Source organism: Halosimplex carlsbadense 2-9-1 (genome assembly GCF_000337455.1).
GTDB classification, from domain to species: domain Archaea; phylum Halobacteriota; class Halobacteria; order Halobacteriales; family Haloarculaceae; genus Halosimplex; species Halosimplex carlsbadense.
On record NZ_AOIU01000032.1, the window covers coordinates 19,735 to 45,983 of the forward strand.

26 protein-coding genes are annotated in these 26,249 nt (G+C 70.0%); 11 read left to right on the forward strand and 15 right to left on the reverse strand.

Annotated elements, in window-relative coordinates:
- Positions 1-91 precede the first annotated feature (91 nt).
- Together C475_RS13915 and C475_RS13920 are read left to right on the forward strand one after the other, a co-directional pair.
- Positions 92-2,194 (forward strand): acetate--CoA ligase family protein, encoded by a 2,103-nt coding sequence (locus C475_RS13915; protein ID WP_006884487.1) that lies wholly within the window; start codon positions 92-94, stop codon positions 2,192-2,194.
- Positions 2,191-3,345, forward strand: a complete 1,155-nt coding sequence (locus C475_RS13920) for a phosphotransacetylase family protein (RefSeq protein WP_006884488.1) — start codon at positions 2,191-2,193, stop codon at positions 3,343-3,345. Before C475_RS13915 ends, C475_RS13920 begins: the two co-directional genes overlap by 4 nt.
- Positions 3,346-3,602: 257 nt before the next feature.
- On the opposite strand, the gene bioD is transcribed toward C475_RS13920, so the two are convergent.
- From bioD to C475_RS13950, 6 genes are all read right to left on the reverse strand, one after another.
- The gene (gene bioD, locus C475_RS13925; protein WP_006884489.1) at positions 3,603-4,340 is read right to left on the reverse strand and encodes a dethiobiotin synthase; all 738 of its coding nucleotides are present in this window, start codon (positions 4,338-4,340) and stop codon (positions 3,603-3,605) included.
- Positions 4,337-5,548, reverse strand: coding sequence for an aminotransferase class I/II-fold pyridoxal phosphate-dependent enzyme (locus C475_RS13930; protein WP_006884490.1), 1,212 nt, complete (start codon positions 5,546-5,548; stop codon positions 4,337-4,339). Before C475_RS13930 ends, bioD begins: the two co-directional genes overlap by 4 nt.
- An 82-nt stretch (positions 5,549-5,630) precedes the next feature.
- On the reverse strand, positions 5,631-6,230 hold the full coding sequence (locus tag C475_RS13935) for a hypothetical protein (protein WP_006884491.1): 600 nt from the start codon (positions 6,228-6,230) through the stop codon (positions 5,631-5,633).
- Positions 6,231-6,310: 80 nt separating this feature from the next.
- Positions 6,311-7,444 (reverse strand): hypothetical protein, encoded by a 1,134-nt coding sequence (locus tag C475_RS13940; protein ID WP_006884492.1) that lies wholly within the window; start codon positions 7,442-7,444, stop codon positions 6,311-6,313.
- Positions 7,445-7,468: 24 nt separating this feature from the next.
- Complete coding sequence (bioB, locus tag C475_RS13945) at positions 7,469-8,638, reverse strand: biotin synthase BioB (protein WP_006884493.1); 1,170 nt, start codon at positions 8,636-8,638, stop codon at positions 7,469-7,471.
- A gap of 66 nt (positions 8,639-8,704) precedes the next feature.
- Entirely contained in the window at positions 8,705-9,409 is a 705-nt protein-coding gene (locus C475_RS13950) for a protein sorting system archaetidylserine synthase (RefSeq protein WP_049930643.1), read from the reverse strand.
- A 251-nt stretch (positions 9,410-9,660) separates the two neighbouring features.
- Between C475_RS13950 and thrC the strand changes: the two genes are divergently transcribed.
- A complete protein-coding gene (gene thrC, locus C475_RS13955; RefSeq protein ID WP_006884495.1) occupies positions 9,661-10,896 on the forward strand; it encodes a threonine synthase in 1,236 nt (411 codons plus the stop codon).
- Between the two features lie 18 nt (positions 10,897-10,914).
- Here thrC and C475_RS13960 read toward each other — a convergent pair whose 3' ends face one another.
- Positions 10,915-11,589: a metal-dependent hydrolase gene (locus C475_RS13960; protein WP_049930645.1), complete on the reverse strand. Its 675-nt coding sequence runs from the start codon at positions 11,587-11,589 to the stop codon at positions 10,915-10,917.
- Between the two features lie 212 nt (positions 11,590-11,801).
- On the opposite strand from C475_RS13960, the gene C475_RS13965 reads away from it, so the two are divergent.
- On the forward strand, positions 11,802-12,875 hold the full coding sequence (locus C475_RS13965) for a hemolysin family protein (RefSeq protein WP_049930654.1): 1,074 nt from the start codon (positions 11,802-11,804) through the stop codon (positions 12,873-12,875).
- Between the two features lie 101 nt (positions 12,876-12,976).
- Here the strand turns inward: C475_RS13965 and trxA are convergent, their stop codons facing one another.
- Positions 12,977-13,444 carry a thioredoxin gene (trxA, locus tag C475_RS13970; RefSeq protein WP_049930650.1) on the reverse strand — a complete coding sequence of 156 codons (468 nt, stop codon included), beginning with the start codon at positions 13,442-13,444 and terminating at the stop codon, positions 12,977-12,979.
- Positions 13,445-13,588: 144 nt separating this feature from the next.
- Here trxA and C475_RS13975 point away from each other — a divergent pair, with 144 nt between their 5' ends.
- Positions 13,589-13,888 (forward strand): PRC-barrel domain-containing protein, encoded by a 300-nt coding sequence (locus C475_RS13975; protein ID WP_006884499.1) that lies wholly within the window; start codon positions 13,589-13,591, stop codon positions 13,886-13,888.
- 271 nt (positions 13,889-14,159) lie between these two features.
- On the opposite strand, the gene C475_RS13980 is transcribed toward C475_RS13975, so the two are convergent.
- On the reverse strand, positions 14,160-14,558 hold the full coding sequence (locus C475_RS13980; RefSeq protein WP_006884500.1) for an OsmC family protein: 399 nt from the start codon (positions 14,556-14,558) through the stop codon (positions 14,160-14,162).
- Positions 14,559-14,704: 146 nt separating this feature from the next.
- On the opposite strand from C475_RS13980, the gene C475_RS13985 reads away from it, so the two are divergent.
- Complete coding sequence (locus C475_RS13985; protein ID WP_006884501.1) at positions 14,705-16,090, forward strand: sensor histidine kinase; 1,386 nt, start codon at positions 14,705-14,707, stop codon at positions 16,088-16,090.
- A 57-nt stretch (positions 16,091-16,147) separates the two neighbouring features.
- Here C475_RS13985 and C475_RS13990 read toward each other — a convergent pair whose 3' ends face one another.
- On the reverse strand, positions 16,148-16,879 hold the full coding sequence (locus C475_RS13990; protein WP_006884502.1) for a metal-dependent hydrolase: 732 nt from the start codon (positions 16,877-16,879) through the stop codon (positions 16,148-16,150).
- 132 nt (positions 16,880-17,011) lie between these two features.
- Between C475_RS13990 and C475_RS13995 the strand changes: the two genes are divergently transcribed.
- Positions 17,012-17,368 (forward strand): hypothetical protein, encoded by a 357-nt coding sequence (locus C475_RS13995; protein WP_006884503.1) that lies wholly within the window; start codon positions 17,012-17,014, stop codon positions 17,366-17,368.
- Positions 17,369-17,404: 36 nt separating this feature from the next.
- On the opposite strand, the gene C475_RS14000 is transcribed toward C475_RS13995, so the two are convergent.
- Positions 17,405-17,725: a hypothetical protein gene (locus tag C475_RS14000; RefSeq protein WP_006884504.1), complete on the reverse strand. Its 321-nt coding sequence runs from the start codon at positions 17,723-17,725 to the stop codon at positions 17,405-17,407.
- A 134-nt stretch (positions 17,726-17,859) separates the two neighbouring features.
- On the opposite strand from C475_RS14000, the gene C475_RS14005 reads away from it, so the two are divergent.
- Entirely contained in the window at positions 17,860-19,032 is a 1,173-nt protein-coding gene (locus tag C475_RS14005) for a S1C family serine protease (RefSeq protein WP_006884505.1), read from the forward strand.
- Positions 19,033-19,099: 67 nt separating this feature from the next.
- Here the strand turns inward: C475_RS14005 and C475_RS14010 are convergent, their stop codons facing one another.
- The 4 genes from C475_RS14010 to C475_RS14025 all read right to left on the reverse strand — a co-directional run bounded on the left by C475_RS14010 (position 19,100) and on the right by C475_RS14025 (position 23,421).
- Positions 19,100-20,074 carry a DNA replication complex subunit Gins51 gene (locus tag C475_RS14010; RefSeq protein ID WP_006884506.1) on the reverse strand — a complete coding sequence of 325 codons (975 nt, stop codon included), beginning with the start codon at positions 20,072-20,074 and terminating at the stop codon, positions 19,100-19,102.
- A gap of 16 nt (positions 20,075-20,090) precedes the next feature.
- The gene (gene priS, locus C475_RS14015; RefSeq protein ID WP_006884507.1) at positions 20,091-21,251 is read right to left on the reverse strand and encodes a DNA primase small subunit PriS; all 1,161 of its coding nucleotides are present in this window, start codon (positions 21,249-21,251) and stop codon (positions 20,091-20,093) included.
- Between the two features lie 70 nt (positions 21,252-21,321).
- Complete coding sequence (locus C475_RS14020) at positions 21,322-22,863, reverse strand: tryptophan 7-halogenase (protein ID WP_082223321.1); 1,542 nt, start codon at positions 22,861-22,863, stop codon at positions 21,322-21,324.
- Positions 22,864-22,935: 72 nt separating this feature from the next.
- Positions 22,936-23,421, reverse strand: a complete 486-nt coding sequence (locus C475_RS14025) for a GNAT family N-acetyltransferase (RefSeq protein WP_006884509.1) — start codon at positions 23,419-23,421, stop codon at positions 22,936-22,938.
- A 106-nt stretch (positions 23,422-23,527) separates the two neighbouring features.
- Here C475_RS14025 and C475_RS14030 point away from each other — a divergent pair, with 106 nt between their 5' ends.
- From C475_RS14030 to C475_RS14040, 3 genes are all read left to right on the forward strand, one after another.
- Positions 23,528-24,589, forward strand: coding sequence for a DUF502 domain-containing protein (locus tag C475_RS14030; protein ID WP_006884510.1), 1,062 nt, complete (start codon positions 23,528-23,530; stop codon positions 24,587-24,589).
- Positions 24,586-25,017 (forward strand): archease, encoded by a 432-nt coding sequence (locus C475_RS14035; protein WP_006884511.1) that lies wholly within the window; start codon positions 24,586-24,588, stop codon positions 25,015-25,017. Before C475_RS14030 ends, C475_RS14035 begins: the two co-directional genes overlap by 4 nt.
- 70 nt (positions 25,018-25,087) lie before the next feature.
- Positions 25,088-26,179: a DoxX family protein gene (locus C475_RS14040; protein ID WP_006884512.1), complete on the forward strand. Its 1,092-nt coding sequence runs from the start codon at positions 25,088-25,090 to the stop codon at positions 26,177-26,179.
- Positions 26,180-26,249 lie beyond the last annotated feature (70 nt).

Below are 26,249 nucleotides of genomic sequence, written 5' to 3' on the forward strand. Positions count from 1 at the left end.
GGGACCGGAGTCCCGATCCACCCACCCGTCTTCTTGCGATGTGAGAAGCCGGGGTAGCCTATAAAGCCGGTCGGGTCGAACGTCGGAGTAGATGGGCGAACTAGCGACGCTCTTCGGACCGGAACGAGTCGCCGTCGTGGGCGCGACCGACCGGGACGGGTCGGTCGGGCGGGCGATCACGGCGAACCTCCTCGCCGACTTCGAGGGGGACGTCGTCGCCGTCAACCCCACGAAAGACGAGGTCCTGGGACTGGAGAGCCACGACAGTGTCGGAGCCGTCCCCGACGTAGACGTGGCCGTCGTCGTGGTGCCGCCCCCTATCGTCCTCGACGCCATCCGCGAGGCCGCAGAGGCGGGGATCCGCGACGTGGTCGTCATCACCGCCGGTTTCGGCGAGTCCGGCAGCGAGGGCGCCCGCCGCGAGCGGGAGCTCCGGGAACTGGCCGCCGAGTACGACCTCAACGTCGTCGGGCCCAATAGTTTAGGAATCATGAACACCGGTGTCGGTCTCAACGCCACGTTCGGCCCCGAGAACGCTCAGGAGGGGTCGATCTCGTTCATGAGCCAGTCGGGCGCGTTCGTGACCGCGGTCGTCGACTGGGCCAACGACCGCAACCTCGGGTTCCACAACGTCGTCTCGCTGGGGAACAAGGCCGTCCTCGACGAGTCCGACTTCGTCCGCGAGTGGGGCGAGGACCCCGATACCGACGTAATCTTGGGCTATCTCGAAGACGTGGTCGACGGCCGCGCGTTCGTCGAATCGGCCCGGGAGGTCTCGCAGGACACACCCATCGTCGTCGTCAAGTCCGGCCGCACCGAGGCCGGCGCCTCCGCGGCCGCCTCCCACACCGGCGCCATCGCCGGCTCCGAGGAGGCCTACGAGGCCGCGCTCGACCAGGCGGGCGTGCTCCGGGTCGACACCGTCCAGGACCTCTTCGACTTCGGGAGCATCCTCGCCGGGCAGCCCCTGCCCGAGCGCGACGGCGTCGCGATCGTCACCAACGCCGGCGGCCCCGGCGTGATGACGACCGACGCCGTCGGCGACTCGGACCTCTCGCTCGCCTCGTTCACCGACGAGACGGTCGAGCGGCTCCAGGAGGCGCTCCCCGACGAGGCCAACGTCTACAACCCCGTCGACATCATCGGCGACGCGCCGGTCGAGCGCTTCGCGGAGGCGCTAGACATCGCGCTGGCCGACCCGAACGTCGGCGCCGCGGTCGTGCTGGCCTGCCCGACGGCGCCGCTCTCCTACGAGGTCCTGGCCGACGCGGTCGTCGAGTTACAGGCCGACCACCAGGTCCCGGTCGCCGCGACGCTGATGGGCGGCTCCTCGGCCCGCGAGGCCAACGAACGGCTCTCGCAGGTCGGCATCCCGACGTACTTCGACCCCGCCCGCGCGGTTCGCAGCCTCGACGCACTCCGGGCGTACCGCGAGATCGGCCAGCGGGAGTACACCGAACCGGAGACGTTCGACGTCGACCGCGAGGCGGCCCGCGAGATCCTCGAATCGGCGGCCCGCCGCGACACCAACCGACTGGGCGTCGAGGCGATGGACCTGCTCGACGCCTACGGCATCCCGACGCCCGACGGCGATATCGTCGACGCCCGCTCGGACGCGGTCGAAGCCGCCGAGCGGATAGCACCCGACGGCGAGGTGGTCATGAAGATCGTCAGCCCCGACATCCTGCACAAGTCGGACATCGGCGGCGTCGCCGTCGGCGTCCCGCCCGGGGAAGTCGGCGACACCTACGAGGACCTGGTGACCCGCGCGCGCAACTACCAGCCCGACGCGACGATCCTCGGCGTGCAGGTCCAGGAGATGGTCGATCTGGACAGCGGCGTCGAGACGATCGCGGGCATGAACCGCGACCCGCAGTTCGGGCCGCTGGTCCTGTTCGGCCTCGGCGGCATCTTCGTCGAGGTGCTGGAGGACACGACCCTCCGGGTCGCACCCGTCAGCGAGTCGTCGGCCCGCGAGATGCTCGACGAGATCGACGCCGCGCCGCTGTTGCGAGGCGCCCGCGGCCGCGACCCGGTCGACGAGGGGAGCGTCGTCGAGACGCTCCAGCGCCTCTCGCAGCTGGTCACCGACTTCCCCGCTATCGTGGAACTGGACATCAACCCGCTCGTCGCCACCCCCGACGGCGCACAGGCCGTCGACGTGCGACTCACCATCGACCAGGAGCAGCTATGAACCCGATATTCGTCACCTCGACCGGAGAAGGCACCGGCAAGACAGCCATCGCGATCGCCGTCGCGAAACTCGCACAGGACCGCGGCCTCGACGTGGCCTACTTCAAGCCGAAGGGCACGCGACTGAAGAGCCCCGTCGGGAAGACCCGCGACGAGGACCCGCTGCTCGCCAGGGAGATGCTCGGCATCGAGGCCGACCTCGCCGACCTCGAACCCGTCGTCTACTCCCCCGCGTTCATCGAGGAGGCGATCCGCGGCAACCGCGACGGCGAGGTCCGCGAGCGGGTGCGAGAGCACTTCGACGCCCTCGCCGACGACTACGACCTCGTCGTCGTGGAGGGCGGCGGCCGCCTGGAGACCGGCGGCATCGTCGGCCTGACCGACCCCGACGTGGCCGAGCTGCTCGACGCTCGCACGGTCGTCGTCGGCGGCTACGCCAACCCGGCCGACGTGGACGGAGTGCTCGCCGCCGCCCGACAGTTCGAGGACCACCTCGCGGGCGTGCTGTTCAACGCCGTCGCGGACGCGAACTTCGACTCGCTGAACACGGACGTGGTGCCGTTCCTCGAAGCGCGGGACATCCCCGTCCTCGGCATCGTCCCGCGCGTGCAGGAACTGGCCGGCATCACCGTCGCGGACCTGGCCGACGCGGTCGGTGCCGACCTCCTCAATCCCGAGGCCTCGACCGACGGCTTCGTCGAGCGCTTCGCCGTCGGCGCGATGGGCAGCGACGCGGCGCTGCGCCACTTCCGACGGATGCGCAACGCCGCCATGATAACCGGCGGCGACCGCTCGGAGATCCAGGCGGCCGCCCTCGAAGCACCGGGCATCGAGACGATCGTCCTCACCGGCGGGCTCAGACCCTCCGGCGCCATCCTCGGCAAGGCGGCGGAGGCCGACGTGCCGGTCCTGCTCGTCCAGTCCGACACCAAAGTCACCGTCGACCGGATCGAGAGCGTGCTCTCGACCGGGCGGACCCGCGATCCCGAGACCGTCGAGCGGATGGTCGACCTCCTGGCCGACCACGCCGACCTAGACGGGCTGTTCGCGGCCCGCGAACCGAGTCTCGATACCGACTCCGAGGCCGGCGACGACACCGGCACCGACGGCGGTACCGAACCCGACGACGACGCCGAGACCGGCGAGAAGTGACGACACGAAGGCGGGCACCGGCGGACCCGAAACAGCCCTCGAAACCGGGACGCGGCAGTTCGGAAGGGTCTTGCTCGACGGGTAACGGGGTCTTACCTCGGTAACGTAGGGATTCGGACCGCGAACGATCGCGTACACTTTTACGCTCTCGAACCTTCGTTTCCGATGGAGCCAGTTGGCTCCGTAGTGTCACACGCTGGGGCCTCCCGCCCCACCGTTCCCCTTTGTTCCGCGGTCCACGCCCGGGAGCGACCGCGTCATTCGGCCGGAGACGCGTCGCGTCGGTGAGTCGGGAACACGTCGACCGGGAGGTGTTCGCGGACGCCGGCGACGGCGTCGCCGGGTTCGTCGATGGCCAGCGGCGGGAGCGTCCAGACCGGGCGGTCGGTCATGTCGGCGAGCACGTCGGGGTTGGTCCGCTCTGCGACCGACGCGCCCTCGTACTCGTTGAGAACGACGCCCGCCACCGCACACCCGCGGCGTTCGAGCGCTTCGACCGTCAGCGCCGTGTGGTTGAGCGTCCCGAGCCCGGAGCCAGCGACGACCAGCGCGGGCGCACCGAGATCCGCCACGAGGTCGACGACCTCCCGGTCGTCGGCCAGCGGGACGCGCAGCCCGCCGACGCCCTCGACGACGCCGACCGCCGCATCGGCGAGTTCGCGCGCACAGCCGTCGCGGATCGACTCGTAGGACAGATCGACGCCCTCGCGCTCGGCCGCGACGGCCGGCGCGAGCGCCGGCTTCAGCCGTTCGAGGCAGGTCGCGGCCGCGTCGGTCCCGCACGCCTCGGCCACGAAACCGGCGTCGTCGTCCGGCGGATAGCCCGTCTGTGCCGGTTTGACGGCCCGCGCGTCGACCCCAGCCCTCCGGAGCCACCCGACCAGCCCCGCCGTGACGACCGTCTTCCCGACGCCCGTGTCCGTGCCGACGACCGCGAACTCCGACACGTCGTCGACGAGGAGTTCCGACGCACGCCCCGTCCGGTCGTCGCTCACAGCAGACCCACCTCCCGTCCGGCGGCCTCGAAGGCGTCGAGACAGCGAGCGACCTCTTCGTCGGTGTGTGTCGCCATCGGTGCGACCCTGATGCGGGCGGTCCCCTCCGGAACCGTCGGCGGGCGGATCGCCGGCGCCTCGATCCCCCGGTCGGCCAGGCGGTCACCCAGGGCCAGCGCGTCGTCGCGGTCCCCGACGAGGACGGGAAGGATCTGCGTCTCGCCGAGGACCTCGTACCCCATCGACTCCAGCCCTTCGCGGAGCGTCGCGACGGTCGCCCAGAGCCGGTCGGCTCGGTCCGTCTCGCGGGCGATCCGGAGCGCCTCGCGGGCGGCGCCCACCGCCGGCGGCGCCAGCCCCGTCGAGAAGACGAACGAGCGCGCGGCGTTCAACAGGTACTCGATCAGCGCCTCGTCCCCCGCGACGTAGCCGCCCTGGCTCGCCAGCGCCTTCGAGCACGTGCCGAGTTGCACGTCGACGCGGTCGGCCAGCCCCTCGCGCTGGACGACCCCGCCGCCGTCGTCGAACAGTCCGGTCGCGTGGGCCTCGTCGACCATCACCCACGCGTCGAACGCCTCGGCCGCGTCACAGACCTCCGTCAGGGGCGCCACGTCGCCGTCCATCGAGAACACCGAGTCGGTGACCACGAGCCAGTCCTCTTCGGTCGCGCTGTCCAGGGACCCGGCCGCTCGCTGGGCCAGCTTCGCCCGCAGGTCGTCGGGGTCGGCGTGGTCGTAGACGACGGTCTCGTCGGCGCCGAGCCGGCAGCCGTCGACGATGCTCGCGTGGTTGAGTTCGTCGGAGAACACCGCGTCCGGCCCGAGGGCCTCGATGGTCCCGACGTTGGCGGCGTAACCCGACGAGAACAGCAGCGCCCTGTCCGTGCCTTTGCAGTCGGCGAGGTCGCGCTCGAACGCCCGGTGGAGGCCGGTGTCGCCGGTGACGAGGCGGGAGGCGCCGGCGCCGGTCCCGACCGAACGGGCGGCGTTCTCGGCGGCCTGGAGGACCCGACGGTCACTGGCGAGCCCGAGGTAGTTGTTCGAGGCGAACACGAGCGATCGGTCGCCGAAGTCCGGAGCCCCACCCCGCGGGTCCGGACTGAAGCGGGTCCGCGCGCCGACGGACTCGGCGGGGTCGAGGCGGCGTCGCAGGCCCGCGCGCTCTCGTTCCCGCAGCCGCGCGTCGAGGTCGAAACCGCGGTCGGTCATACCCGTGGGCGGGGGCCGCCCGCCCCTCGTCCTTTCGGTCGGTCGTCGGGTCGCGACCGATCGGCGACGCGACCGTTCACCCCTACCCGTCGAGATACGAGACGAAGACCATCCCATCTGTCTTCAGTTCGTACTCGATGTCGGTCGCGAGTTCGTTGTAGTCGAACGGCTCGGTGACGACGTGGTACCCGTTCGGCGTCTCGCGAGTGAGGGCGACCTCGGTGTGACTCCGCAAGTCGTCGATCAGGGCGTCGCGGTCGGCCGCGGTCGCGTCGTCGAGGTCGAAGACGAAGTTCGTCTCGTCGCGACACGCGTCCGACTGCAGGGTCGACAGGAACTCGCTGTCGACCCGCTTGAACTTCGCCCGGACGCCCTCGTCGCCGTGGATCCGGCCCTCCAGCCAGTCGTCCATCGACCGCCGGAGCTCGAACGTCGCTTTCAGCGCGTCGCGGGCGTTTGCCGTCAGGTAGAGCCTGAATCGCTCGTCGAACCGCCTGGCGGCGTGGTCCAGCTCGGCGGCCTTCCGGCCGAGTTCGTCCCCGTCCTCGACGACCTTCCGGATCGCCGGGGCGGAATTGCTCGTCGTCCCCTCGTTCTCCTTGGCCCGCGCGAGCGCTACGAGCAGGTACACCCGGTCGCCGCCGAACTCGCAGTACTCGCCGAACGGCTCCATGTCGACCATGGCCGTTCTGGGCGGGCGAGGGACTAAACGCTGGTCGAAGCGTGCGAACGGTGAACGAGGGGATCGAGCGCCCGCGACGTTCAGAAACTCGGCATGACGTCCGCGGGGCCGTAGACGCCGTAGTCGCCGGCGCGGTTGCGGAGGACGGCGGCCTTCAGGTAGCCCAGCGCGGGGCCGTTGACGTTGGCCTCCATACTGGTCGCGTCGTCGAGTTCGAAGGTGTTGGTGCCGCGCTCGCCGTCGAAGGTGGTGCCGGTGACGCGGACGGTCGTCGTCGTCGGCTTCTCGTCGGAGCGCACGTCGAGGACGCCGCCGACCGACACGTCCTCGGCGTCGCAGATGCCGGCCCGCTCCAGGAGCACGTCGTCGGCGTGCTCCATGTCGTGGAACTCCAGTTGGCCGCCGTGCTCGGCGATCAGCTCCTCGATCGCCTCTTCACTCATCTCGCGAGCCGTCTCGATGTCGTAGCCGTCGAGGTGGGCGATGTCCTCGCGGACGGTCCCGCGGTTGTCCTCGTACCCCGACTTGAGCCCGACGCCCCACCAGATCTCGACGTCCTCGACCTCGACGAACGACTGGGCGGCCAGCGCCGCCGCGCCCGTCAGGAACCCGGGCGTCGCGCCCGCGCCGCAGACGAAGGTGATGCCGCTCTCTTCGAGGGCGTCGGTGCGGTCGTCGAGCATCCCGATAACCCGCGAGCGCTTGAGTACGTCCACGAGGACGCCCTCGTAGCCCGCGCCGGCGAAGCGCTCGGCCACCCGCGGGATGAAGTCGTGTTCGAGGTTCGGGAGCGCGAGCAGGACGGCGTCGATTCCGTCGCTCTCGGCTATCACGTCGTCGATGGGTGTCTCGGTGGGTTCGCCCTGCGCGCTGGCGACGATGCCGGCGTCCTCGCCGGCTTGCTTCACGCCGTCGGTGGCCGTCGCGGTCCCGTCGTCGACCGATCCGCCCTCGACAGCAGCGGCCCCACCGTCCGACGCGTAGTCGCTCTCGGGCGTCGCCGGGGTGTCCCCGTCCGCCTCGGGACCCGAGGCGATGTTGCCCTCGGTCGCGTCGAGCAGTTCGTCCACGTCGAGTCCCGAGTGATCGACCGCGACGCCGTTGCGGTCGCAGGCGGCGACGGGGGTGAGCCCGTCTTTGTGCCGCGCCACGTCGAGCGTCCGTCTGCCGATGCCACCGGTGCCGAGTACCGCGAATGTCACGTCGTCGTCCATGGATTGAGTGTCGAAGTCGCGTCGTCAGTCGGACACGTTGCTGGTCGCGCTGCCCGCGGCGGTCTCGATGTCGCTCTCGGTGTCCGTCCCGTCGCGGCTCGCGGCTTCGCCGCTCGCTCCGTCCGCGGCCTCCCTTCGGTCGGCCGCGCGCGCCTTCACCGCGTCGGGGTCGAAGCCGTTAGCGTCCGTGTTCGGTTCCAGCCCCGCTCGCTCGACGACTTCGATGTCCTCGGCGGGCGACTGGCCCTCCGTCGTGAGGTAGTCGCCGGTGAGCATGCCGTCGGCGCCCGCCTCGAACGGGAGGTGTTGCTCGTCCTCGGCGAGGTTGGCCTCGCGACCGCCGGTCAGCCTGACCCTGGCCTCCGGGTGGAGCAACCGATACACGGCGATCGTCGCGACGATCTCCTCGGTCGTGATCGCCGCGCCGTCGTCGAACCGTTCGCCCAGCGGCGTCCCCGCGACGGGATTGAGGATGTTCACAGGGAGCGAGGAGACCCCCACGTCCTGCAGGGCAATCGCCGCGTCTACGCGGTCGGCCGGGCTCTCGCCCATGCCGAGGATGACCCCGGCACAGAGGTCCATGCCGGCCCCCTTGGCGACTTCCAGGGTCTCGACGCGGTCCTCGAAGGAGTGCGAATCGACGATCTCCGGGAAGAAGTTCGGGGAGGTCTCGATGTTGTGGTTGTAGTGGTTGAGCCCCTCCTCGGCCAGGATCTCCGCCTCATCCTCGGTGAGGATGCCGAGCGAGGCGTCGACCTCCACGTCGGTCTCGTCGCGGACCAGCCTGATGGCTTCGAGGACCTCTTCCCACTCCTCCGGGCGGTGTTCCTTCGAGACGCCCTTCTCGGCGACGACGATGCCGAACCGCTGGGCACCGTCGCGTTCGGCCCGCTTCGCCGCTTCGAGGATCTTCTCGGGGCCGAGAAAGCCATAGTTGTCGATGCCGGTGTCGAAGTGGACCGACTGTGCGCAGAAGCCACAATCCTCGGCGCAGTCGCCGGCCTTGGCGTTGACGATCGAGCAGGCGTCGACGGTGCCGTCGCCGAACTCGGCGCGGACCGCGTCGGCCGCCGCCGCCAGCTCGTCGACCGGCTGTGCGATCAGCGCCAGCCCGTCGCGGCGGTCCAGACGCTCGCCCGCCAGCACGCGCTCAACGGCGTCGTCTATCGTTCGGTTGCCGGTCTCGTAAACCACGATCGAACCGTCGGTTGACGGGTGCAAAAAAGTTCCCCAGCGGGCGGGTGGCGAAGGCTGACGGCCTCACTCCCCCCAGTAGAACCGGGGCGCGAGGAACATGTACCCCAGCGCGGCGACGAGCAGGAAACGCGGGAGGACACGCCCGTACGCGAACGGCGCGAGGACGGCCGCCGCCTGGACGACGCCCAGAACCCCGGCGTCCCGGGCGCGGAGTTTCGGATAGGGGACCGGGGCGACCATCGCCACCGAGAGCGCGGCGGCGACGGCCAGCAGGCCCGGGACCCACGTCAGCCCGGCGAGATAGGCGGCGGCCAGAATGGTCGCGCCGAGCGTGTTCTGGATGCCCGGGCGGTTCTCGTCCGGACCGACGAACTCGCTGTAGAGGCTGGTCCGCAGGACCGAGAAGACGACGAACAGCGCGCCGACGCCGACGGCCGCGACGGCCTGGGCGGGCGGTGCGGTCCCGATCCCGTCGGCCAGCCAGCCCCACCCGGAGCCGGCGACGCCGACGACCAGCAGGGCTGGCGTCGCGCCGAACGAGACCACGTCGGTCACCGAATCGAGTAGCGGGCCGACCTCGGTGCCACCGAAGGTCCGGGCCGCGATCCCGTCGAGCGCGTCGGCGATGGCGGCCAGCAGGACGAGTCGGGCGGCCAGGTGGGGGTCCGAGAGCGCGACGACGCCGGCGGCGAACCCCACGACAGCGTTGCCGAGCGTGATGGCGTCGGCGACGCCGAGGCGCTCGCGCACGCGCAACCCCTCGCTCATACCAGCCCGGTCGGTGAGCGGGTACATCAATCACGGGGAAGCGCGGTCGTCGTTCGCGACCGCCGGATCCGCGGAGAGCGGCCCTCGACAGGCCCTGCTTCCCCGACGACGTCGAGGGCCTCCGCGAGCGATTCGACGCGCTCGCGCGGTTCGACCGTTGCGGGACCGATGCCGGTCGGCCGCGCCGAGGACGCCGAAAAGCCAGAAGGCATTTGTGACGCTCGGATAGACAGGTAGGGCAAGGCAACCCTATGACACTCGTCGAGGCCCTGGCCTGCGAACGCTGCGGGCGCCGGTACGCGCCCGCCGACGTCGAGTACACCTGCCCCGAGCACGACGGCGTGGCGGGCATCCTCGACGTACGCTACGAGTACGACGCCGTCAGCGACGAACTCGCCGGTGTTCTCGACGGCCCCACGGAGGACCTGTGGACGTACGAACCGCTGCTCCCGGTCGACGGCGAGCCGGTCAGGCTGGGCGCCGGCGGCACCGACCTCCTCGACGCGCCCGCGCTCGGCGACGCGCTGGGCGTCGACGCCCTCGTCAAAAACGAGACGACCAACCCCACGGGCTCGAACAAGGACCGCGGGAGCGCCGTCGCCGTCTCGCGGGCGCGCCAGCAGGGCCACGACGTGGTCGCCTGCGCCTCGACCGGCAACGCCGCCGCGTCGCTCGCGGGCTACGCCGCCCGCGCCGGGCTCGACTGCCGGATCTTCGTCCCCGCCGACCTCCCCGAAGCCAAGGCCGTCCAGCCGCGCCTCTACGGCGCGACGGTGCTTGGCGTCGACGGCACGTACGCCGACGCCTACGAACTCTGCCGGGAGGTCTCCGCCGAGCGCGGCTGGTACAACCGCAACGCCGCGATGAACCCCTACGCCGTCGAGGGCAAGCGCACGCTGGGGTTCGAACTCGCCGAACAGGCGCCCGACGCCGACTGGGTCGCGATGCCGATGGGCAACGGCTGCTCGCTGGCCGGCGCCTGGAAGGGCCTCCGGGAGTTCGAGCGGCTCGGCGTCGTCGAGGACACGCCGAAACTGCTCGGCGTCCAGGCCGCGGGCGCGACCGCCATCCACGACCGCTTCGTCGCCGAGTCGGACGACAGCGACGCCGGGTCTCGGACCGGGGAACGCGAGGACGGCGGCGACACGACCGCCGACAGCATCGACGTTGGCGTCCCGCACAACGCGGGCAAGGCCTGCCGCGCGCTCGCCGAGAGCGGCGGCGACGCCGTCGTCGTCTCCGACGAGGCGATCCGCGACGCCCAGCGCCTCCTGGGCGAGTGCGAGGGCGTCTTCGCCGAACCGGCCTCCGCCGCGGCGGTCGCGGGGATCCGGGCGGCCGTCGATAGGGGGACCGTCGCGCCCGGCGAGCGCGTCGTCACCGTCGCGACCGGAACGGGACTCAAGGACTCGGCCAGCGCCCGCGAGGCCGTCGACGACGTGATCTCCGTCGACGCCGCCGGGCAGGGCCTGCCGGAAGACCTCTGAAGACGGGTTGGCGGTCGTTCAGCGCTCCTCGATCTCTCCGAGTCCGAGCCGCGCGGCCGTCACGACGGTCCCGGTGACGAGGATGGCCAGTTGCCAGCCGTGGCGCACCACCGGAAACATCCGCTCGGGGTCCTCGACGGTGTCCGGGTCCGGCCCGCCCCCCTCCCCGCCGGGGTTGGGGTCGACGCCCGTCGAGATGTTGACCTCCTGGGAGGAGCCGCGGCTGCGCGGGCCGGACTGTTCGGCCTCGGGACTCAGGTCGACGTAGCTCTGGACGATCCCTCGCTGGTCGGAGACCTCGAAGCGGCCGTCGAGGACGTAGAACTGGTCGTGGAGCGGCCACAGGGGGTTGACACCGTGGTCGACGAAGTCGAGCCCGATGCCCGCGAACGCCAGCGCGACGACGCTGACCCACGCGAGGCGGACTCCCTCCGGCCCCCAGCGCCCGCGGACGAACGAGCGGTCGCGCAGGCGGAGATCGGCGTACAGGAGCGCGCTCGCAGCGATCGGGATGAGGAAGGTGTGGAGCAGCGTCCGGTGGCCGGCGACGAAGAGGAGGGCGAGAAACGAGTCCAGGTCCGGTGCGGCGACCACGGCGAGGACGACCAACAGCGACCGGCGGTCGAACATCGACCCCAGCAGCGCGGCGGCGATCATCCCGCCGAAGGCGAGATGCACCAGCGTCGAAGGCATACCCGTGGCTGTGGGATGCAGTAGCATAACTTTTCAGGGCGCCTCGGCGACCACGGAAATCGAACGAAGCGAGCTCGAAGCGCCGCTCGTCGGCGGGATCGGGCGTTCCGCCGCTTCTATATCCCTCGGAGGTGAAACCGGCGGCGATGATCGGTCTCGAGACCTGGGTCCGGTTGATCGGCGGCGTCGGCGTGGCGCAGGCGCACAGCTCGATGGCCTCCCTGGAGGTCTGGATCCGGCTGATCGCGGGGGTCGGGTTGATCCTCGCCAACGGCTTCTTCGTCGCGATCGAGTTCGCGCTGACCCGGGCGCGGCAGTTCACCGAGGAGGAGTTCGTGGACGGCAGCGCGGCGCTCGAACGCGCCTGGGAGATGACGAACAACCTGGAGATCTACCTCACGACCTGCCAAGTCGGGATCACCGCCTCCAGCATCGCGGTCGGGATCGTCGCCGAACCCGCGCTGGCTGCGCTCTTCTCCCCGCTGTTCGAGGGGACGCGACTGGCGACTATCGGCGCCGGTGCCATCATCGCGTTCCTGATCATCAACCTCGTCCACCTCACCCACGGCGAGCAGACGCCGACGTATCTCGGCGTCGAGCGCTCGCGGATGGTCTGTCGGTACGGCGCGGGCCCGCTGTACTGGTTCAACTGGGCGATCTCCCCGTTGATCACCCTGGGCGACTGGGTCGCCAAGGCGACGCTGGGGCTGTTCGGCATCGAGATGACCGGCGCGTGGCTCGAGACCGAGGAGGACGTCATCGAGTCCCGCGCCGACCTGCGGAACAAGATGGGGTCGGTCTTAGACGAGGGCGACCTCACCGAGGAACGGCGCGACGAGGTGATGAACGCGCTCTACATCGGCGAGCGCCCCGTCCGCGAGGTGATGGTCCCCGCCGACGACATCGTCGCGCTCTCGACGACGGCGGACACCGAGGAGAACTTCCGGCGGATGGAGGACAACCCCCACACGCGCTACCCGCTGGTCGGTGAGAACCTGACCGACTTCCGCGGGATCCTCTATCTCCCCGTCCTCGCGGGCCATCGCGAGCAACTGGCTGACGGCGGGAACGTGGACTTCGAGGGCCTGTCGGCGCCGCCGATGACGCTCTCGCCCGACGCGGACGTGAGCGACGCTATCGACCAGTTCCAGGCCGAAAATCAGGAACTCGCCCTGGTCATCGAAGACGGCGAGGTGGTCGGGATGGTCACCGTCACGGACCTGCTCGAATCGGTCACCGGCGACATCGAGGACCCGATCGACACCGGCGAGACGACCCCGAACTGACCGGGGCGACCGTCGCCGTCATAGAGATTCTTGCGAGCGGTTGCCGGGTCGACCACACGATAGCGTGCGGTCGATCCCGGAATGGCTTGCAGTAATCCGTATCAGACGTGCTGGCCGACGAGTTCGCGCAGCGCCCCTTCGTCCTGGACGCCGACGCGGCGTTCGGCCAGTTCACCGTCGACGAACAGGAGCAGGGTCGGAACGCCCTGGACGCCGTACTCGCGAGCCAGCCCCTGGTGGGCGTCGACGTCGACCTTCGCGACGGTCGCGTCGGTCGTTTCGGCGATGTCCGCGACGATCGGTTCGAGCATCTTGCAGGGGCCACACCAGTCGGCGTGGAAGTCGACCAGCACGACCCCCTCGGCGACGATCTCCTCGAACTCGCTCTCGGTCTCGACGTGGACCGGCTCGTCGGGCGTCGCCGCCGCTCCGGCGGGTCCGTCGGCGCCCGCGTCGTCCGAGAGCGTCGAACTCTCGCCGGACTCGAGTCGTTCCTTCTTCCGCTCGCGGATCCGTTCGAGTTCCTCGTCGGCCGGCTCCTCGTTCGGCTCGTCGCTGGCTTCGCTCATCGCCGCCCGGTAGGGGTCGCTCGCGTATAACCGCCACGGCGTCGTGTCCGTCGGACGCACGGACGACGCCCGACGGACGGAAATTCGGGGACTGCGTCAGACACAGAACAAGAATTTAAGACCCCGCCAACCGAGTTACGGCATATGAATCCCGAGACGGCGCCACAGGAGATCACGACGCTCGTGGGGCGGGAAGTCTACACCAAAAACGGCGTGTTCGTCGGCGAGGTCGAGGACCTGCGGCTCGATCTGAACGTCGAGCAGGTGACCGGTCTCGCGCTCCACCAGATCAACGCGGAGCTGTTCGGCCCGGACGTCTCCGGGTCCCGCGGCGTCATCGTCCCCTACCGCTGGGTGCAGGCCGTCGGCGACATCGTCATCGTCAACGACGTGGTCGAGCGCGTCCACGGCGACGAGAGCGACGAGGAAGAGGTCGCGGCCTGATACGGGTTCTTCCAACTCGTTCCGGGATCGACCGCACGCTGTCGTGCGGTCGACCCGGGAACCGCTCGCAAGAATCCGTCTGACGCTCCGTTCTCAGTTCTGACCGCCGTTCCCCGTCTCGCGCCACCGCCGTCCCAGAAGCGCGAGTCCGACCACGACAGCGAGCGCCTCCAGCCCTCGCTCCGCGACCGGCTGCTCGACCAGCGATCACCCCGTTGCGGGTAGACGGCTCCGAACCGTCCCCGAGACCGAGGACGGTGGGGTGGTTACCTCAGAACGCGTCGTCTTCGAGCGTGATGTCGGCGTGGAGTTCCTCGCGCAGCGCCGAGTGGACGTGGCAGATCTCCTCGCCGAGTTCGACGATCTCCTGGCCGTCCTCGCCGAGGGCGGCCTCGACCTTCAGCGTCCAGGTCATGGATTCGAGGTCGTCGTCCTCGTCGAGGTCGGCCTCGACCTCGATCTCGACGTGCCCGATGTCGTCGTAGCCGGTCTGGTCGGCGGCGACGCGGAACGCCGGGATGTAACAGGACGCGTAGTCGGCGGCGAGGACCTGGTTCGGCGACGGGCCGTCCTCTTCGAGCGCGTCGACGACCAGCGACCACTCGCCGTCGATCTCGTTCTCGACCGTGTACCCTTCCTCACAGACGCTCGTAACTTCGATGTCGGACATACGCGAAGGTGTTCGCCCGCCCCCTTCTAAAAGCTGCCCAAGCGAATCGGACGCGCCGGAGACGGCTGGCGGCCGGAGACGGCTGGCGGCCGCTGACGGGGAAAACACTCAATGCGGATACTCACGATCGAAGATAACGGACCGCGATGGCCGACAACGTTCTCGTCGTCTCGACCGACCGGGCCGACGCCTCGGCGCTCACGGGCGCGCTCGACCGCGCCGAAGTCGCGGCCTCGGTCGATTCGGTCGGGTCGCTCGCCGAGCTGTTCGAGGCGCTCTGTTACGACGTCGTGAACTGTCTCGTCGTCCCGGGCGAGGGCGCACCGGTCGCGCCCCGACATCTCGAACGCGGCGTGCGGGCGCTCTATCCGAACCTCCCGGTCGTGCTGGTCGGCGCCGACGAGCACCGGGAGGACGGTCCCGGGGCCGACGGCGGGCGGACGGTCCGCGTCGAAACGGCGGACGTGAGCGACGCCGAGACGGTGGCCGCGGTCGCCGCGGCTCTGGACGCCGACGTCGAGTCGGCAGCCGGGCGACCGCCCTCACGGGCCGAGACGCTGCTGCTGTCGATGGTCGAGGGGTTTCCGATGCATCTCTACGCCAAGGACGAGGCGGCCCGACACGCGCTGGCGACCGGCGCGACGGTGGACCTGACCGACGTGATCGGGCGGACCGACCTGGCGCTGACCGACGGGCCGCCAGACCACCACGAACGAGCCCACGCCGACGACCGCCGGGTGATCGAGACGGGCGAGCCGGTGGTCGAGACGGCGGAGTACACCGCCAGCGACGACGACGAGTACGCCCTCACGACGAAGGTCCCGTGGTACGACGACGACGGCGAGGTGATCGGTCTCGTCGGGATCACGCGGGACATCTCCGAGCGCAAGCGACACGAACGGGAGCTACGCCGCCGGAACGAACGGCTCGCGAAGGTCGCGCTGGTCGCCGCCCACGAACTCCGGAACGAGCTCCAGGTGGCCAGCGGCCGCCTCGAAGCCGTCCCCGACGACACGCCCCACGTCGACGTGGTCGCCGAGTCCCACCGCAGGCTCGCCGCGACCGTCGACGACATCGTCCGACTCGCCACCCGCGAACGGGTCGAGATCGACCAACGGACGGTGTGGCTCTCGACGGTGGCTCGGGAAGTGTGGGCGTCCCGTGAGGCGCCCGGGGCGACGCTGGTCGTCGAGGACGACGCGCGTATTCGGGCCGATCTGGAATCGCTCCGGATCTGCTTCGAGATCCTCCTGTCGAACGCGGTCGACCACGGCGGCCCCGACGTGACCGTCACGGTTCGCGGAACGGAGGGCGGGTTCGCCGTCGAAGACGACGGACCGGGTATCGACGCCGAGCCGACCGACCGCGTGTTCGACGCGGGGTTCGCCGCGTCCGGCGACGGCGACGGCTTCGGTCTCTACGTCGCCCAGCGGATCGCCGCCGACCACGGCTGGACACTCACCGCGGAGAACAGGGACGAAGGCGGCGCGCGATTCGGCTTCAGCGGCGTCGACGGGCCCGAGCCCGAGTGACCGGGTCGCCGTCGCAGTCCGGAGCGGCCGTCACCGCAGTTCGAACGGCCGGCGTCGTCAGTAGCCTTCAGAGAGGTCGAACGTCTCGTCGCCGTCGAGGACGTGGACTTCGGCGTCGCTCCCGCTGGCGGCCACCTCGTTGACGAAGTCCTGCGTGTCGATCTCGATCGGCGGGAACGTGTCGTAGTGCATCGGGAAGACGTGGTCGACGCCGAGCCAGTCGGCGGCGATGGCGCCCTGCATCGGTCCCATCGTGAAGTGGTCGCCGACCGGCAGCGCCGCGGCGTCCGGTTCGAGGAAGGGTCCGATAACGTCGCGCATCTCCGTCATGAGGCCGGTGTCGCCGGCGTGGTAGAACGTCTCGCTCTCCTCGTCTTCGACCTGCGTCGGCTTCGTGTCCGAGATGATAAAGCCCGCAGGCATGCCGCCGGACGCGCCGTAGCTGGTGTCCATCCCGTTGGTGTGGTCGGCGCGGTGCATCGTGACGAAGGCGTCACCGATCTCGACCGTGCCGCCGAGGTTCATCCCCATCCCGCCGACGGCCTCGAAGTCGCCGTACTCGTCGCGGCAGTACTCGACGACCTCGGGTGTGGCGACCAGTTTCGTTCCCTCGTAGCGGTCCACGTCGCCGATGTGGTCGGCGTGGCCGTGGGTCAGCAGGACGAAGTCGGGGTCCAGTTCCTCCGGATCGGTGTCCGTCTTCGGGTTCTCGAAGAACGGGTCGATCAGCAGATCCGTGCTACCCACCGTGACGTGCCACGTCGAGTGGCCGTACCAGGTCAGTTCCATAGTCGCTCCGGGCTACGTAGCAGACGCACTTAATGGCACGACCACCGGCAGGTCGTCGGCCGAGGGGTGTCGACGCCCGCTCGCTCCCGACCGCCCGGAGAGTTTTTGTTAGATCGCTGTGACGATTCGACCGTGACCGACGAAGCCCTCCGGTGTGCCTATCGCTGGGGCGTCCGCGGCGCGGGCGCCGTGACGCTGGTCGTCTACGGCGGGCTCTGGCTCGGCGGCGCGACCTACGACGACCTCGTCGGGACGACGCTCGCGTTGGCGTTCGTCTGTCTCACGCCCGGCGCCGTCATCCTCGGCTGGGGCGAGTCCGGGATGAGCGAACTCGGGGCCGCCTCAGAGATGGGCGTGATACTCGACGCCGACACCCGCCAGCGCGCGGTGGTCTCGCCCGGCTCCCGTCTCGTCCCGCTCGGATTCTTCCTCACCGGGATCGGCGTACAGGGAATCCTGGTCACGGCGCTCGTGGGACTGCTCGGGTGAACGACGGGAGCCCGCCCCAGCGGCAGTCCACTCCTCTCACTCCTCGGTTTCGGATCGTTGCTGTTGGCGCCGCCGACGCCGCTCGCGCTCCCGTCGTTTCTTCCGCTGGCTCTCCTGGGCTCGGTTGCTCGCGTAGCGGACCCAGGCGTAGGCCTGTCGGTCGAGCGCGCGAAAGAGCAGCGCGGCCGACCCGACGACGGCCCCGACGACGATCAGCGCGACGACCAGCGGCGAGGAGAGGTGGACGGCGAGGTAGGCCGCGACGAGCGCGACGAGGCTGATCTCCAGACCGACCCGGAGCGCGGGCCGGCGCCAGTCCGGCCGCCCCGACTCGTCGGTCGCGACCCATCCGCTCATACGGGCCCCTTCGGGAAACTCCGTGTTGTAGTTTGTCCCCTCGTCGCATCGGGAGACTCCGCGAGGGGCGAGCCACGCCCCCCGACCGGCGCGCTCGTCCGCGGTTTTATTCGGCTGGTGGCCTACGTGCCGGTATGGACGACTCCGACTCGTCGCGGCGACGGTTCCTCGCGGTGTGCGGGACGGCGCTGTCGGCCGGGGTTGCCGGCTGTTCGGACTCGATCCTCGGCGGCGAAACCGAGGATACGACGCCCGTCGACCCCGAGCCGTCGACGCCCATTCCCGATCCCGGGGGCGACGGCGGCGCGGGCGGTGGGGACGGCGCTGCCGGTGACTTCGAGCAGTTCGACGCCGACGAGGAGAGCACCTACACCGACGTGTACCGCTCGACCGTCCCCTCGGTCGCCCAGATCCAGGTGTACACGGACCGACCGGGCCCGTCCAGTGGCACCGGCTTCGTCTACAGCGACGGCCACGTCGTCACGAACCAGCACGTCGTCGAAGGGGCCGAGACGATCTACCTCCGGTTCAGCGACGGCGGCTGGATCGACGCCACCGTCGAGGGGACGGACGTGTACAGCGATCTGGCGGTCCTCTCCGTCGATGAATTGCCCGAGAGCGCCGATCCGCTGGCGCTCCGGGAGTCCGACCCCGACGTGGGGACGGAGGTCATCGCCATCGGCAACCCGTTCGGCAGGTTCGTCGGGTCGGTCTCCTCGGGCATCGTCAGCGGCGTCAACCGGACGCTCCCGGCGCCGAACAACTTCAGCATCCCCGACGCCATCCAGACGGACGCGCCGGTCAACCCCGGCAACTCCGGCGGGCCGCTGGTCACCCTCGACGGGTCCGTGGCGGGCGTCATCAACTCCGGCGGCGGCAACAATCTCGGCTTCGCCATCTCGGCGCCGCTGGTGCGCCGCGTCGTCCCCGCCCTGCTCGAGGACGGCGAGTTCGAACACTCCTACATGGGCGTCCGCCTCCAGACGGTCGGTCCGCTGCTCGCCGAAGCGAACGACATCGACGAGCGCGTCGGCGTCTACATCGCCGTCGTCCGGGACGGCGGCCCCTCCGAGGGCGTCCTGCAGGGGTCGACCGGCGAGGAGACCGTCGCCGGCCAGTCGGGGGTCGAGACCGGCGGCGACGTGGTCGTCTCGATGGGCGGCGCTCCGGTCCCGACCAGGGAAGCGCTCGCGAGCTACCTCGCGCTGGAGACCAGCCCCGGCGACACCATCGACGTGACCGTCCTCCGCGACGGCGAGGAACAGACGGTCGAACTCACGCTCGGCTCGCGGCCCGACCCGGTCTGACCGGTCGGGGACCACCGGCAGACGGCCGCCGCTCGCGGGCTCGTTTTCCCGAGATCGAGAAGCACAGTCAGTCCAGCCGCTCGGCAGCGTCGCGCTCGACGAGCGGCCCGGCGTTGGCCTCGGGCAGCGTCACCACGTCCTCTGCGGTGAGGTCGTAGGACCGCTCGTCGACGCCGAAGATCTCGCCCACGTCGCTCGTGATCTTCACCGTCGCGCGGTCGACCGCGTCCGCTCCACCGTCTGCCTGCGGCGGCCGGTCGCGGGCGTCCGCGTCCGACGACCGGTCGCCCGAGTCGATCGATTCGGCCGTCTCCGAGCCGTCGCCCATCAGGTCGGCCGCGTCGACGCCGGACCCCTCCGGGGGGTCGTCCGGCGGCGGGCTCGGAGCCGACACCGAGTCGTCTGCAGGTGCGTCCGCTGGGGGTGCATCCGCAGGCGGCGCCGTTCCGGGAGCGTCGCCCAGCTCGTCGGGGTCGCTCGGTACGTCGCGTCGATCGCCGTCGGCGGGCGACGGTTCCGGTGTCGGGTCTGCGGGCGAGGCGTCCGCCGCGGCGGTGTCGGCGACCGGGTCCGCGTCCGCTGGGTCGGCCGAGTCCCCGCCGACCGCGGGCTCCGGCTCCGGGGTATCAACGTCGGCCGCGGCCGCTGCGGGGTTCTCCCCGTCGATGACGGCCTCGACCCTCGCGCGGTTCTCCTCGATGGTGCCAACCAGCGTCTCGAAGAGCGACCGCTCCTCGGTGGTGAGCCCCTCGTCCTCGGTGGGCATGTCCGCGGCGGCGAGCGACGCCATCTTGACGATCTTGCCGACGCGGCGCTCGTAGATGGCCTCGACGGTCCCCTCAGCGGTGTCGATGTCGTCGCTGAGGCGGTTGACCTCGGGGGCGTCCCACGGGTCGTCGGCCTCCTCGGCGGCGCGCTCGCGCTCGCGGTGGAGCTGCTGGATGAACTCGCCGGCGTCCTTGTAGAACGACTCGCGCAGCTGCTGGAGGCTGTCGGTCTGCCGTTCGCGGCTCTGGGCCGACTGGAGTTCGTTCAGGTCCATCATCGCGGTCTGGTCCTCATTCTGGTGCCTTCTCGGCGCGACCTCTGGCCATCAGGAACACGCCGAGGTACTCCGGAACGGAACGGACTCCCGCCTGGAGATTAAAGCTATCGCCACGGAGATCCACTTCCCCGGGGGTCGTCACCTCGACGTTGATCTCGTGGCCCACGAACGTCTCCGGGACGGCGTCGACCAGTGGGTCGAACGCGTCGAGAGCCGCACGGTCGATCCGCTGCACTTCCAGCGCGCTCCCGCCGTGGAGGCTCCCCGGCAAGCGGATGAGGCGGTTCACGTCGGTCGTCACCGGCTCGTCGATGGGCGCGTTCTGCTCCTCGACCACCTCGTCGACGAACGCGTCGAGCAGCGTCCGCAGCCCGACGCCGCCGAGTTCGACGTTGCCCGCCTCCAGCGCCTCGGCGTTGCTCTCCAGGGCGCCGTAGATGGTGTCGGCGCGCCCCTCGCCGATGCCGTCGAGCTCTCGCAGCCGCGCCGTCGCTTCCTCGTCGCCCATCGCGAGCAGCTCGTCGACGAATTCGAGAAGCCGTTCGTGGACGCGCCGGCCCCAGCCGCCCTCCGTCTCGACGACGCGCCGGCTGACGCCGCCGCGCATCTCGCTCGTCTGGACGTACTCCTCGTCCAGCCCGATCCCCCGCACGTAGTCGACGATCTCCCGGCGGGCGTCGCTCCCCAGGTCCTGGACCGCCTCGTCGCGGACGTGGACGTGATAGCCCCGACCGCCGGAGAAGACGACCGTCGTGTCGTCGAAGCCGAAGTCGTCGTCGAGGAAATCGAGCAGCCGGCGGAGGGCGTCCTTGCACTTGGCGAGCATCTCGGCGTAGCTGTCCTCGCCCAGCGTCACCGACGGGAGGTGGTCGGCGTCGAGGTCGAACACCAGGTCGGACGAGCGCCAGGTCTTCTCGCTCATCGAACTCGCGCCGGGGCTCTCGTAGCGGCCGGCGGAGAAGTAGACGTGTTTCGGGCGTTCGCGGGCGAGGAAGTCCTCGAGGTTGCCCATGTCGAGCAGCGAGCGATGGCGGATCATCGTCTCGCCGGGGCCGTCGGTCCAGGGGATGTACCCCCACTCGCGCTCGTTGGCCTCCGGCGGCGGCGACAGCTCCGACCGACGGTAGTGGTCGCCGAACCGACCCCGGAGGTACGCCCGCGTCTGTTCCTGCACGGCTACCCGGTTTCGGACCGGGCGTGAAAGCGGTTTCGCTCAGCGGTCGGTGCGGTCGGGGCCGGGCCAGTTACCTGCCCTGGAGGACGCCCACGTAGAACTCCTCCGTGGTCAGATGGGACGCCTCGACCTCCTCGCGCATCTCCCGGTAGTACCGCTCGGCCCCGCGGCGGAACGTCCCGTCGTCCCGACGGCTGCCGTTCTCGTGTACCTGGGACGACGCGCCGAGTTTCCGCATGACGACGAAGAAGTCCCACGGCTGGAAGACGGCGAGGTCCGAGAGGTCCTCCCCGGGGTTCTCGACGACCGCGGGGTCGAATCCGCGCTCGTCGAACAGGTCGATTATCCGCTCCAGCCGGTCGCTGACATCGATCGACGACGCCCGCCGCCAGAACGGCGTCTCCCCCGAGGCGTAGACGTAGTGGGTCGCGACGAAGTCGTAGATGGACTCCCAGGTCTCGCGGACCCGCTCGTTGTACGCCGAGCGGACGCCGTCGTCGACGACGCGGTCGTTCCCGCCCAGTTGCTCGCCGAGGGCGAGCCCGAGCGAGGCGTTGGCCGTGAGCGCCGTCGACTGCAGCGGCTCGACGAACCCCTCCGCGTTCCCGATGGCGATGCAGTTGTCCACCCAGGCCCGGTCGTGATAGCCCGACGTGAACTCGTAGGTGTCCATCTCGTCCGCCGAGACCGACGGGTCGACGCCGTCGGGCGCCACGTCGGCGACGAACTCGCGGAACTCCTCGCGAGCGGCCGCCTCGTCGGCGAACTCCGAGGCGTAAACGTATCCGAGGTCGCGGTTGTCGTAAGTGTCTATCTGCCAGAACCAGCCGTGGTCGCCGCTCTCGATGACCGTCGCGGGAACGACCTCCGAGAGCGGCCGCTCGATGCGGGCGTTGAACGCCCTGTCTAGCGGGAAGTCGAAGGTCCTGAACGCGGCGTCCTGTTCGGACCGGAGCACCCGGTTGAACCCCGTCGCGTCGACGTAGAGGTCCGCCTCGTAGCCCTCGCGTTCGCCCCGGACCGCGTCGATGTGGCTTCCGGTCGTCTCGACGGCCACGATTTCGTCGTCGACCAGACGCACGCCGCGCTCTCGGCAGAGCTCCCGGAGGAACGGGTTGAACCGCTTCGTGGTGAGGTGGTAGGCGAACTTGTCGTACTTCGCGAGGTCGCCGTTTCGCCCGTAGTACCACGGCGATTTCGCCTGTTCGACCAGCTCTCCGGCGCGGCTCTCGTAGTCCGCGTTCCCCGCCAGCGCCTCGTAGTAGAACTGGCTCCGGCCGGCGAGGTCGCCCGCCTGCGGTCCCGTGAACGAATCCGCCGAGTCGAACGTGTACTGGAACGGCGGCGACTCACACCAGTCACGGAAGTAGACGCTCGCCTTCCAGACGGGCTTCACCTCCGAGACGAACCGGATCTCGTCGATATCGAGCGCCCCGTGGAGGACCCGCTGAATGTCGAGGTACGTGCTCTTGCCGACCTGCGGAACTTCCCGTTGGAAGTCGTCGACTACTCGAACGGTGGTCCCCGGCGCCAGCTTTCGGAGACTGAGCGCCGTCAGCAGCCCGACGTCGCCACCACCTGCGATCACTATGTCGTCTGCCCTGCCAGACATCCTTTATCGTACAGGACGGGACGGTGAAAACGATATCGACTGGTCGTCGATTCGGGGGCAGTCCCGGCGCCGCTACCCGCCGAGTAACTTCGAGAGCCGGTCGGCCAGCCCCTCCTCCTCGCCGAGCTTGAGGTAGTAGGCGTCGCCGCCGTCCTCGTAGTAGTTGTCGATGCGGCGTTCGATGGAGAAGCCGATGTGCTGGTAGAACCTGAGCGCGTCGCGGTTGGTCGTCCGGGCGTGGCAGGTCACCGAGCTGTAGTCCTCGGCGACGCGAGCGACCAGCGCTTCGCCGAACCCTTCGCCTTGGTAGGCCGAGTCGACGGCGAGAAAGAGGATGTAGCCGTCGCGGCGGACCGCGGCGAAGCCGACCATCGCGTTGCGGTCGGCGCGGTCGACGAACAGGTAGACGGTCGAGCGCTCGTAGGCGTTCTCGAAGAACCCGCGGCGCTGGCGGAGCACACCGTCTCGGGCGCGGATGCGCTCTTTGAGTTGCCAGGCCTGCTCGACGTAGTCGGCGTCCCCTGGGTCGACGACCCGTCGCTCGACGTTGACGCTCACTAACCGTGGTATAGCGAGTAAGCCACTATAATTCCATCGGCGTCGACGCGGCCGCTGGGCACCCAACGGCCGCAAACCTTTCGGGGGGTCGCGGCCAGCAGTGAGTATGGTGTTGCTCTCGTCCGGGCCGACACCGGACACCACCGGGTCGGGCACGACGCTTTCTGAGGCGGTCCGGCAGGTGTTTCTCACCGGTGCGGCGCTGACCATCCCCCTCCTCATCACGGTGATTATCCTCGCGTTCGTCGTCAACTTCATTCTCCAGGCGATCAGCCCGGTCGTCGTCTTCCTCGACGACACCTACGGGATCGGGTCGAACGTCTCGCCGCTCGCCATGGAACTGCTCGCGGTTCTCACCCTCGTCGCGCTGATATTCGTCGTCGGACTCGTCGCCGAGGCCCGCTCGGGCAGCGGTTTCGAACGCGTGTTCGACACGCTCATGGCCCGCATCCCGGGTATCGGATCCGTCTACACGAGTTTCAACGAGATGACCGAACTCCTGCTGTCGAACGACGCCGACAGCTTCCGCGAGGTGAAACTCGTCGAGTTCCCGACCGACGGCTCCTACTCGCTCGCCTTCGTCACCGCCGACTCGCCGCCGACCATCGCCGAGACTACCGGCCACGACGACGTGACGACGCTGTTCATGCCGCTGGCACCGAATCCCGTGATGGGCGGGTACGTCATCCACGTCTCCTCGGATCGGGTGTACGACATCGACCTGACCGTCGAGCAGGGGATCCGGTCGATCGTCACCAGCGGGGTCGCGACCGGCGACCGCGGTGACGACGAACCGTCCGACGAACTGGTCGATCTGGAGACGATCCGCGAGCAGGCCCGCGACGGCGTCGGCGACCTGAGCGCGTGGGGCACCCGCACCGTCGACGACCTGAGCGAGCTGACCGGCGACGCCGCCGAGGACCTCCGGGCGCAGGCCCGCCGGGAGTTCGCCGCGCTCCACCCCGACATCGACGAGTCCGAGATCGACGAGGAGGAGGCCGTCCGGCACTACATGCTCGAACAGAGCAGCGCCGCGAGCGAGCGGCCGGCCGACGGCGACGGCGAGCCGACCGACGGAGCACCTGCCGAAGTGGATGGCGAACCCGCCGACGAGACGCCGTCCGACGGTGACACGACGGTCGACGGCCCTGGGGGTGGTGACGCGTGAGCTTCGAACTGCGCGAGCACACCGCCGACGTGGCCGTCGAGGCAACGGGCGAGTCGCTCGACGCCGTCTTCGGCGCCGTCGCCGACGGCATGGCCGCGGCCATGTGCGACGATATCCCCGTCGAGGGCGGCGAGCGCTTCGAGTTCACCGTCGCTGCGGAGGGCCGCGAGGCGCTACTGTTCGACTACCTCGACGAACTCATCTACGAGCGCGACGTGCGCGTCGTCCTCCCGGTCGACAACGACGCCGCGGTCTCGGCCCCCCGATCCGACGACGAGGTACCGGACGAATGGACCCTCTCGGGGTCGGCCCGCGGCGTCCCCCTCGCCGACGTCGCGGCGCGGGACCTGAAAGCGGTCACCTACTCCGACATGGACGTCTCGGAGACCGACGACGGCTGGCACGCTTACGTCGTCTTCGACGTGTGAGTCGGCCCGTCCCGACCGCCGACCGGCCGAGAAGACGCCATTTATCCCCGGCCGATACCAACTGTCGGATATGAGCAAACCGGGTGTACGGCCGGGTTCGGGCCTGCTTCTGGTCGGATTCGCGCTTACGGCGCTCGTCGGCCGGGCGAGCGCGCACGTCGACTACGTCACCGACCCGCCGACGGCGACGCGGGACGCGATCGAGTTCGCCCTCGAAGTGCTCTCCGACCCGCTGAACCTCGCGCTCGTCGCGGGCGGAACGGTCGGGGTCGTCAGCCTCCTGACCGCGCTGCTCGTGGTCCGACCGACGGTGCCCGACATCGAGGCGTTGCGGGCCGCGCTGGCGTCCTACCGGGAGTACGTCCCGTGGATGCTGCGGCTGAGCCTCGGCCTGCCGCTCGTCGGCGCCGGGTTCGCGGGCTACCTCTTCAGCCCGGCCGTTCCCGCCGAGGCCCGAGTCCTCCAGGTGGGACTCGGCTTCTTCCTGCTCTTCGGGCTGGCGACACGTGCGGTCGCCGCCGCCGGGCTCCTGACGTATCTCGCCGCCTTCGCGTTCAACCCGGGGCTCGTCCTGGCGATCGAGTACGTCCCCGGATTCCTCGCCATCGTCCTCGTCGGCGGTGGGCGGCCCAGTGCGGACCACATGCTCGGCGAAGTCGCGGGTACAGCCGGAACCTACTACGGCCGGATCGACCCCGTCGGCGGCGTCGCCGCGCGGTTCGCCGAGCGGATCGCCCCCTACGAGCGCTACGTCGCGACCGTTCTCAGAGTGGGTGTCGGCCTCGCGTTCGCCTACCTCGGGCTGGTCGAGAAACTCGCTGACCCCTCCCGCGCGGTCGAGGTGGTCTACAGGTACGACCTGACCGCCGTCGTGCCCGTCGACCCCGGCCTGTGGGTGCTCGGCGCCGGCCTCACCGAGATCGGCGTGGGCCTGCTGCTGGTCGTCGGCTACTACACCCGCGGCGCCGCCGCCGTCGCGTTCACCATGCTCGTCATGACCCTGTTCGGCCTCCCCGACGACCCCGTCCTCGCCCACATCACGCTGTTCGGCATGATCTCGGCCATCTTCACGCTCGGCAGCGGCCCCCTCTCGCTCGACGCCTGGCTGAGCGCCGCCGAGGGCCGCGAGCGCGAGGGCGGCGCCGTTCCGACGGCCGACTGACCGTCGCGCGCGGTGCTCGGCACAGGGAGTGCATCGATCGTCGACAGGGGAAACGAACAGTAATTCGCCA

What these genes read in the sequence shown, in the direction of transcription:
- C475_RS13915 (WP_006884487.1), top strand. Translation starts at nt 92, where the DNA reads ATGGGCGAACTAGCGACGCTCTTCGGACCGGAACGAGTCGCCGTCGTG.
- C475_RS13920 (WP_006884488.1), top strand. Translation starts at nt 2,191, where the DNA reads ATGAACCCGATATTCGTCACCTCGACCGGAGAAGGCACCGGCAAGACA.
- C475_RS13930 (WP_006884490.1), bottom strand. Translation starts at nt 5,548, where the DNA reads ATGACCGACCGCGGTTTCGACCTCGACGCGCGGCTGCGGGAACGAGAG.
- C475_RS13935 (WP_006884491.1), bottom strand. Translation starts at nt 6,230, where the DNA reads ATGGTCGACATGGAGCCGTTCGGCGAGTACTGCGAGTTCGGCGGCGAC.
- C475_RS13940 (WP_006884492.1), bottom strand. Translation starts at nt 7,444, where the DNA reads ATGGACGACGACGTGACATTCGCGGTACTCGGCACCGGTGGCATCGGC.
- C475_RS13950 (WP_049930643.1), bottom strand. Translation starts at nt 9,409, where the DNA reads ATGAGCGAGGGGTTGCGCGTGCGCGAGCGCCTCGGCGTCGCCGACGCC.
- thrC (WP_006884495.1), top strand. Translation starts at nt 9,661, where the DNA reads ATGACACTCGTCGAGGCCCTGGCCTGCGAACGCTGCGGGCGCCGGTAC.
- C475_RS13960 (WP_049930645.1), bottom strand. Translation starts at nt 11,589, where the DNA reads ATGCCTTCGACGCTGGTGCATCTCGCCTTCGGCGGGATGATCGCCGCC.
- C475_RS13965 (WP_049930654.1), top strand. Translation starts at nt 11,802, where the DNA reads ATGGCCTCCCTGGAGGTCTGGATCCGGCTGATCGCGGGGGTCGGGTTG.
- trxA (WP_049930650.1), bottom strand. Translation starts at nt 13,444, where the DNA reads ATGAGCGAAGCCAGCGACGAGCCGAACGAGGAGCCGGCCGACGAGGAA.
- C475_RS13975 (WP_006884499.1), top strand. Translation starts at nt 13,589, where the DNA reads ATGAATCCCGAGACGGCGCCACAGGAGATCACGACGCTCGTGGGGCGG.
- C475_RS13980 (WP_006884500.1), bottom strand. Translation starts at nt 14,558, where the DNA reads ATGTCCGACATCGAAGTTACGAGCGTCTGTGAGGAAGGGTACACGGTC.
- C475_RS13985 (WP_006884501.1), top strand. Translation starts at nt 14,705, where the DNA reads ATGGCCGACAACGTTCTCGTCGTCTCGACCGACCGGGCCGACGCCTCG.
- C475_RS13990 (WP_006884502.1), bottom strand. Translation starts at nt 16,879, where the DNA reads ATGGAACTGACCTGGTACGGCCACTCGACGTGGCACGTCACGGTGGGT.
- C475_RS14000 (WP_006884504.1), bottom strand. Translation starts at nt 17,725, where the DNA reads ATGAGCGGATGGGTCGCGACCGACGAGTCGGGGCGGCCGGACTGGCGC.
- C475_RS14005 (WP_006884505.1), top strand. Translation starts at nt 17,860, where the DNA reads ATGGACGACTCCGACTCGTCGCGGCGACGGTTCCTCGCGGTGTGCGGG.
- C475_RS14010 (WP_006884506.1), bottom strand. Translation starts at nt 20,074, where the DNA reads ATGGACCTGAACGAACTCCAGTCGGCCCAGAGCCGCGAACGGCAGACC.
- C475_RS14020 (WP_082223321.1), bottom strand. Translation starts at nt 22,863, where the DNA reads ATGTCTGGCAGGGCAGACGACATAGTGATCGCAGGTGGTGGCGACGTC.
- C475_RS14030 (WP_006884510.1), top strand. Translation starts at nt 23,528, where the DNA reads ATGGTGTTGCTCTCGTCCGGGCCGACACCGGACACCACCGGGTCGGGC.
- C475_RS14040 (WP_006884512.1), top strand. Translation starts at nt 25,088, where the DNA reads ATGAGCAAACCGGGTGTACGGCCGGGTTCGGGCCTGCTTCTGGTCGGA.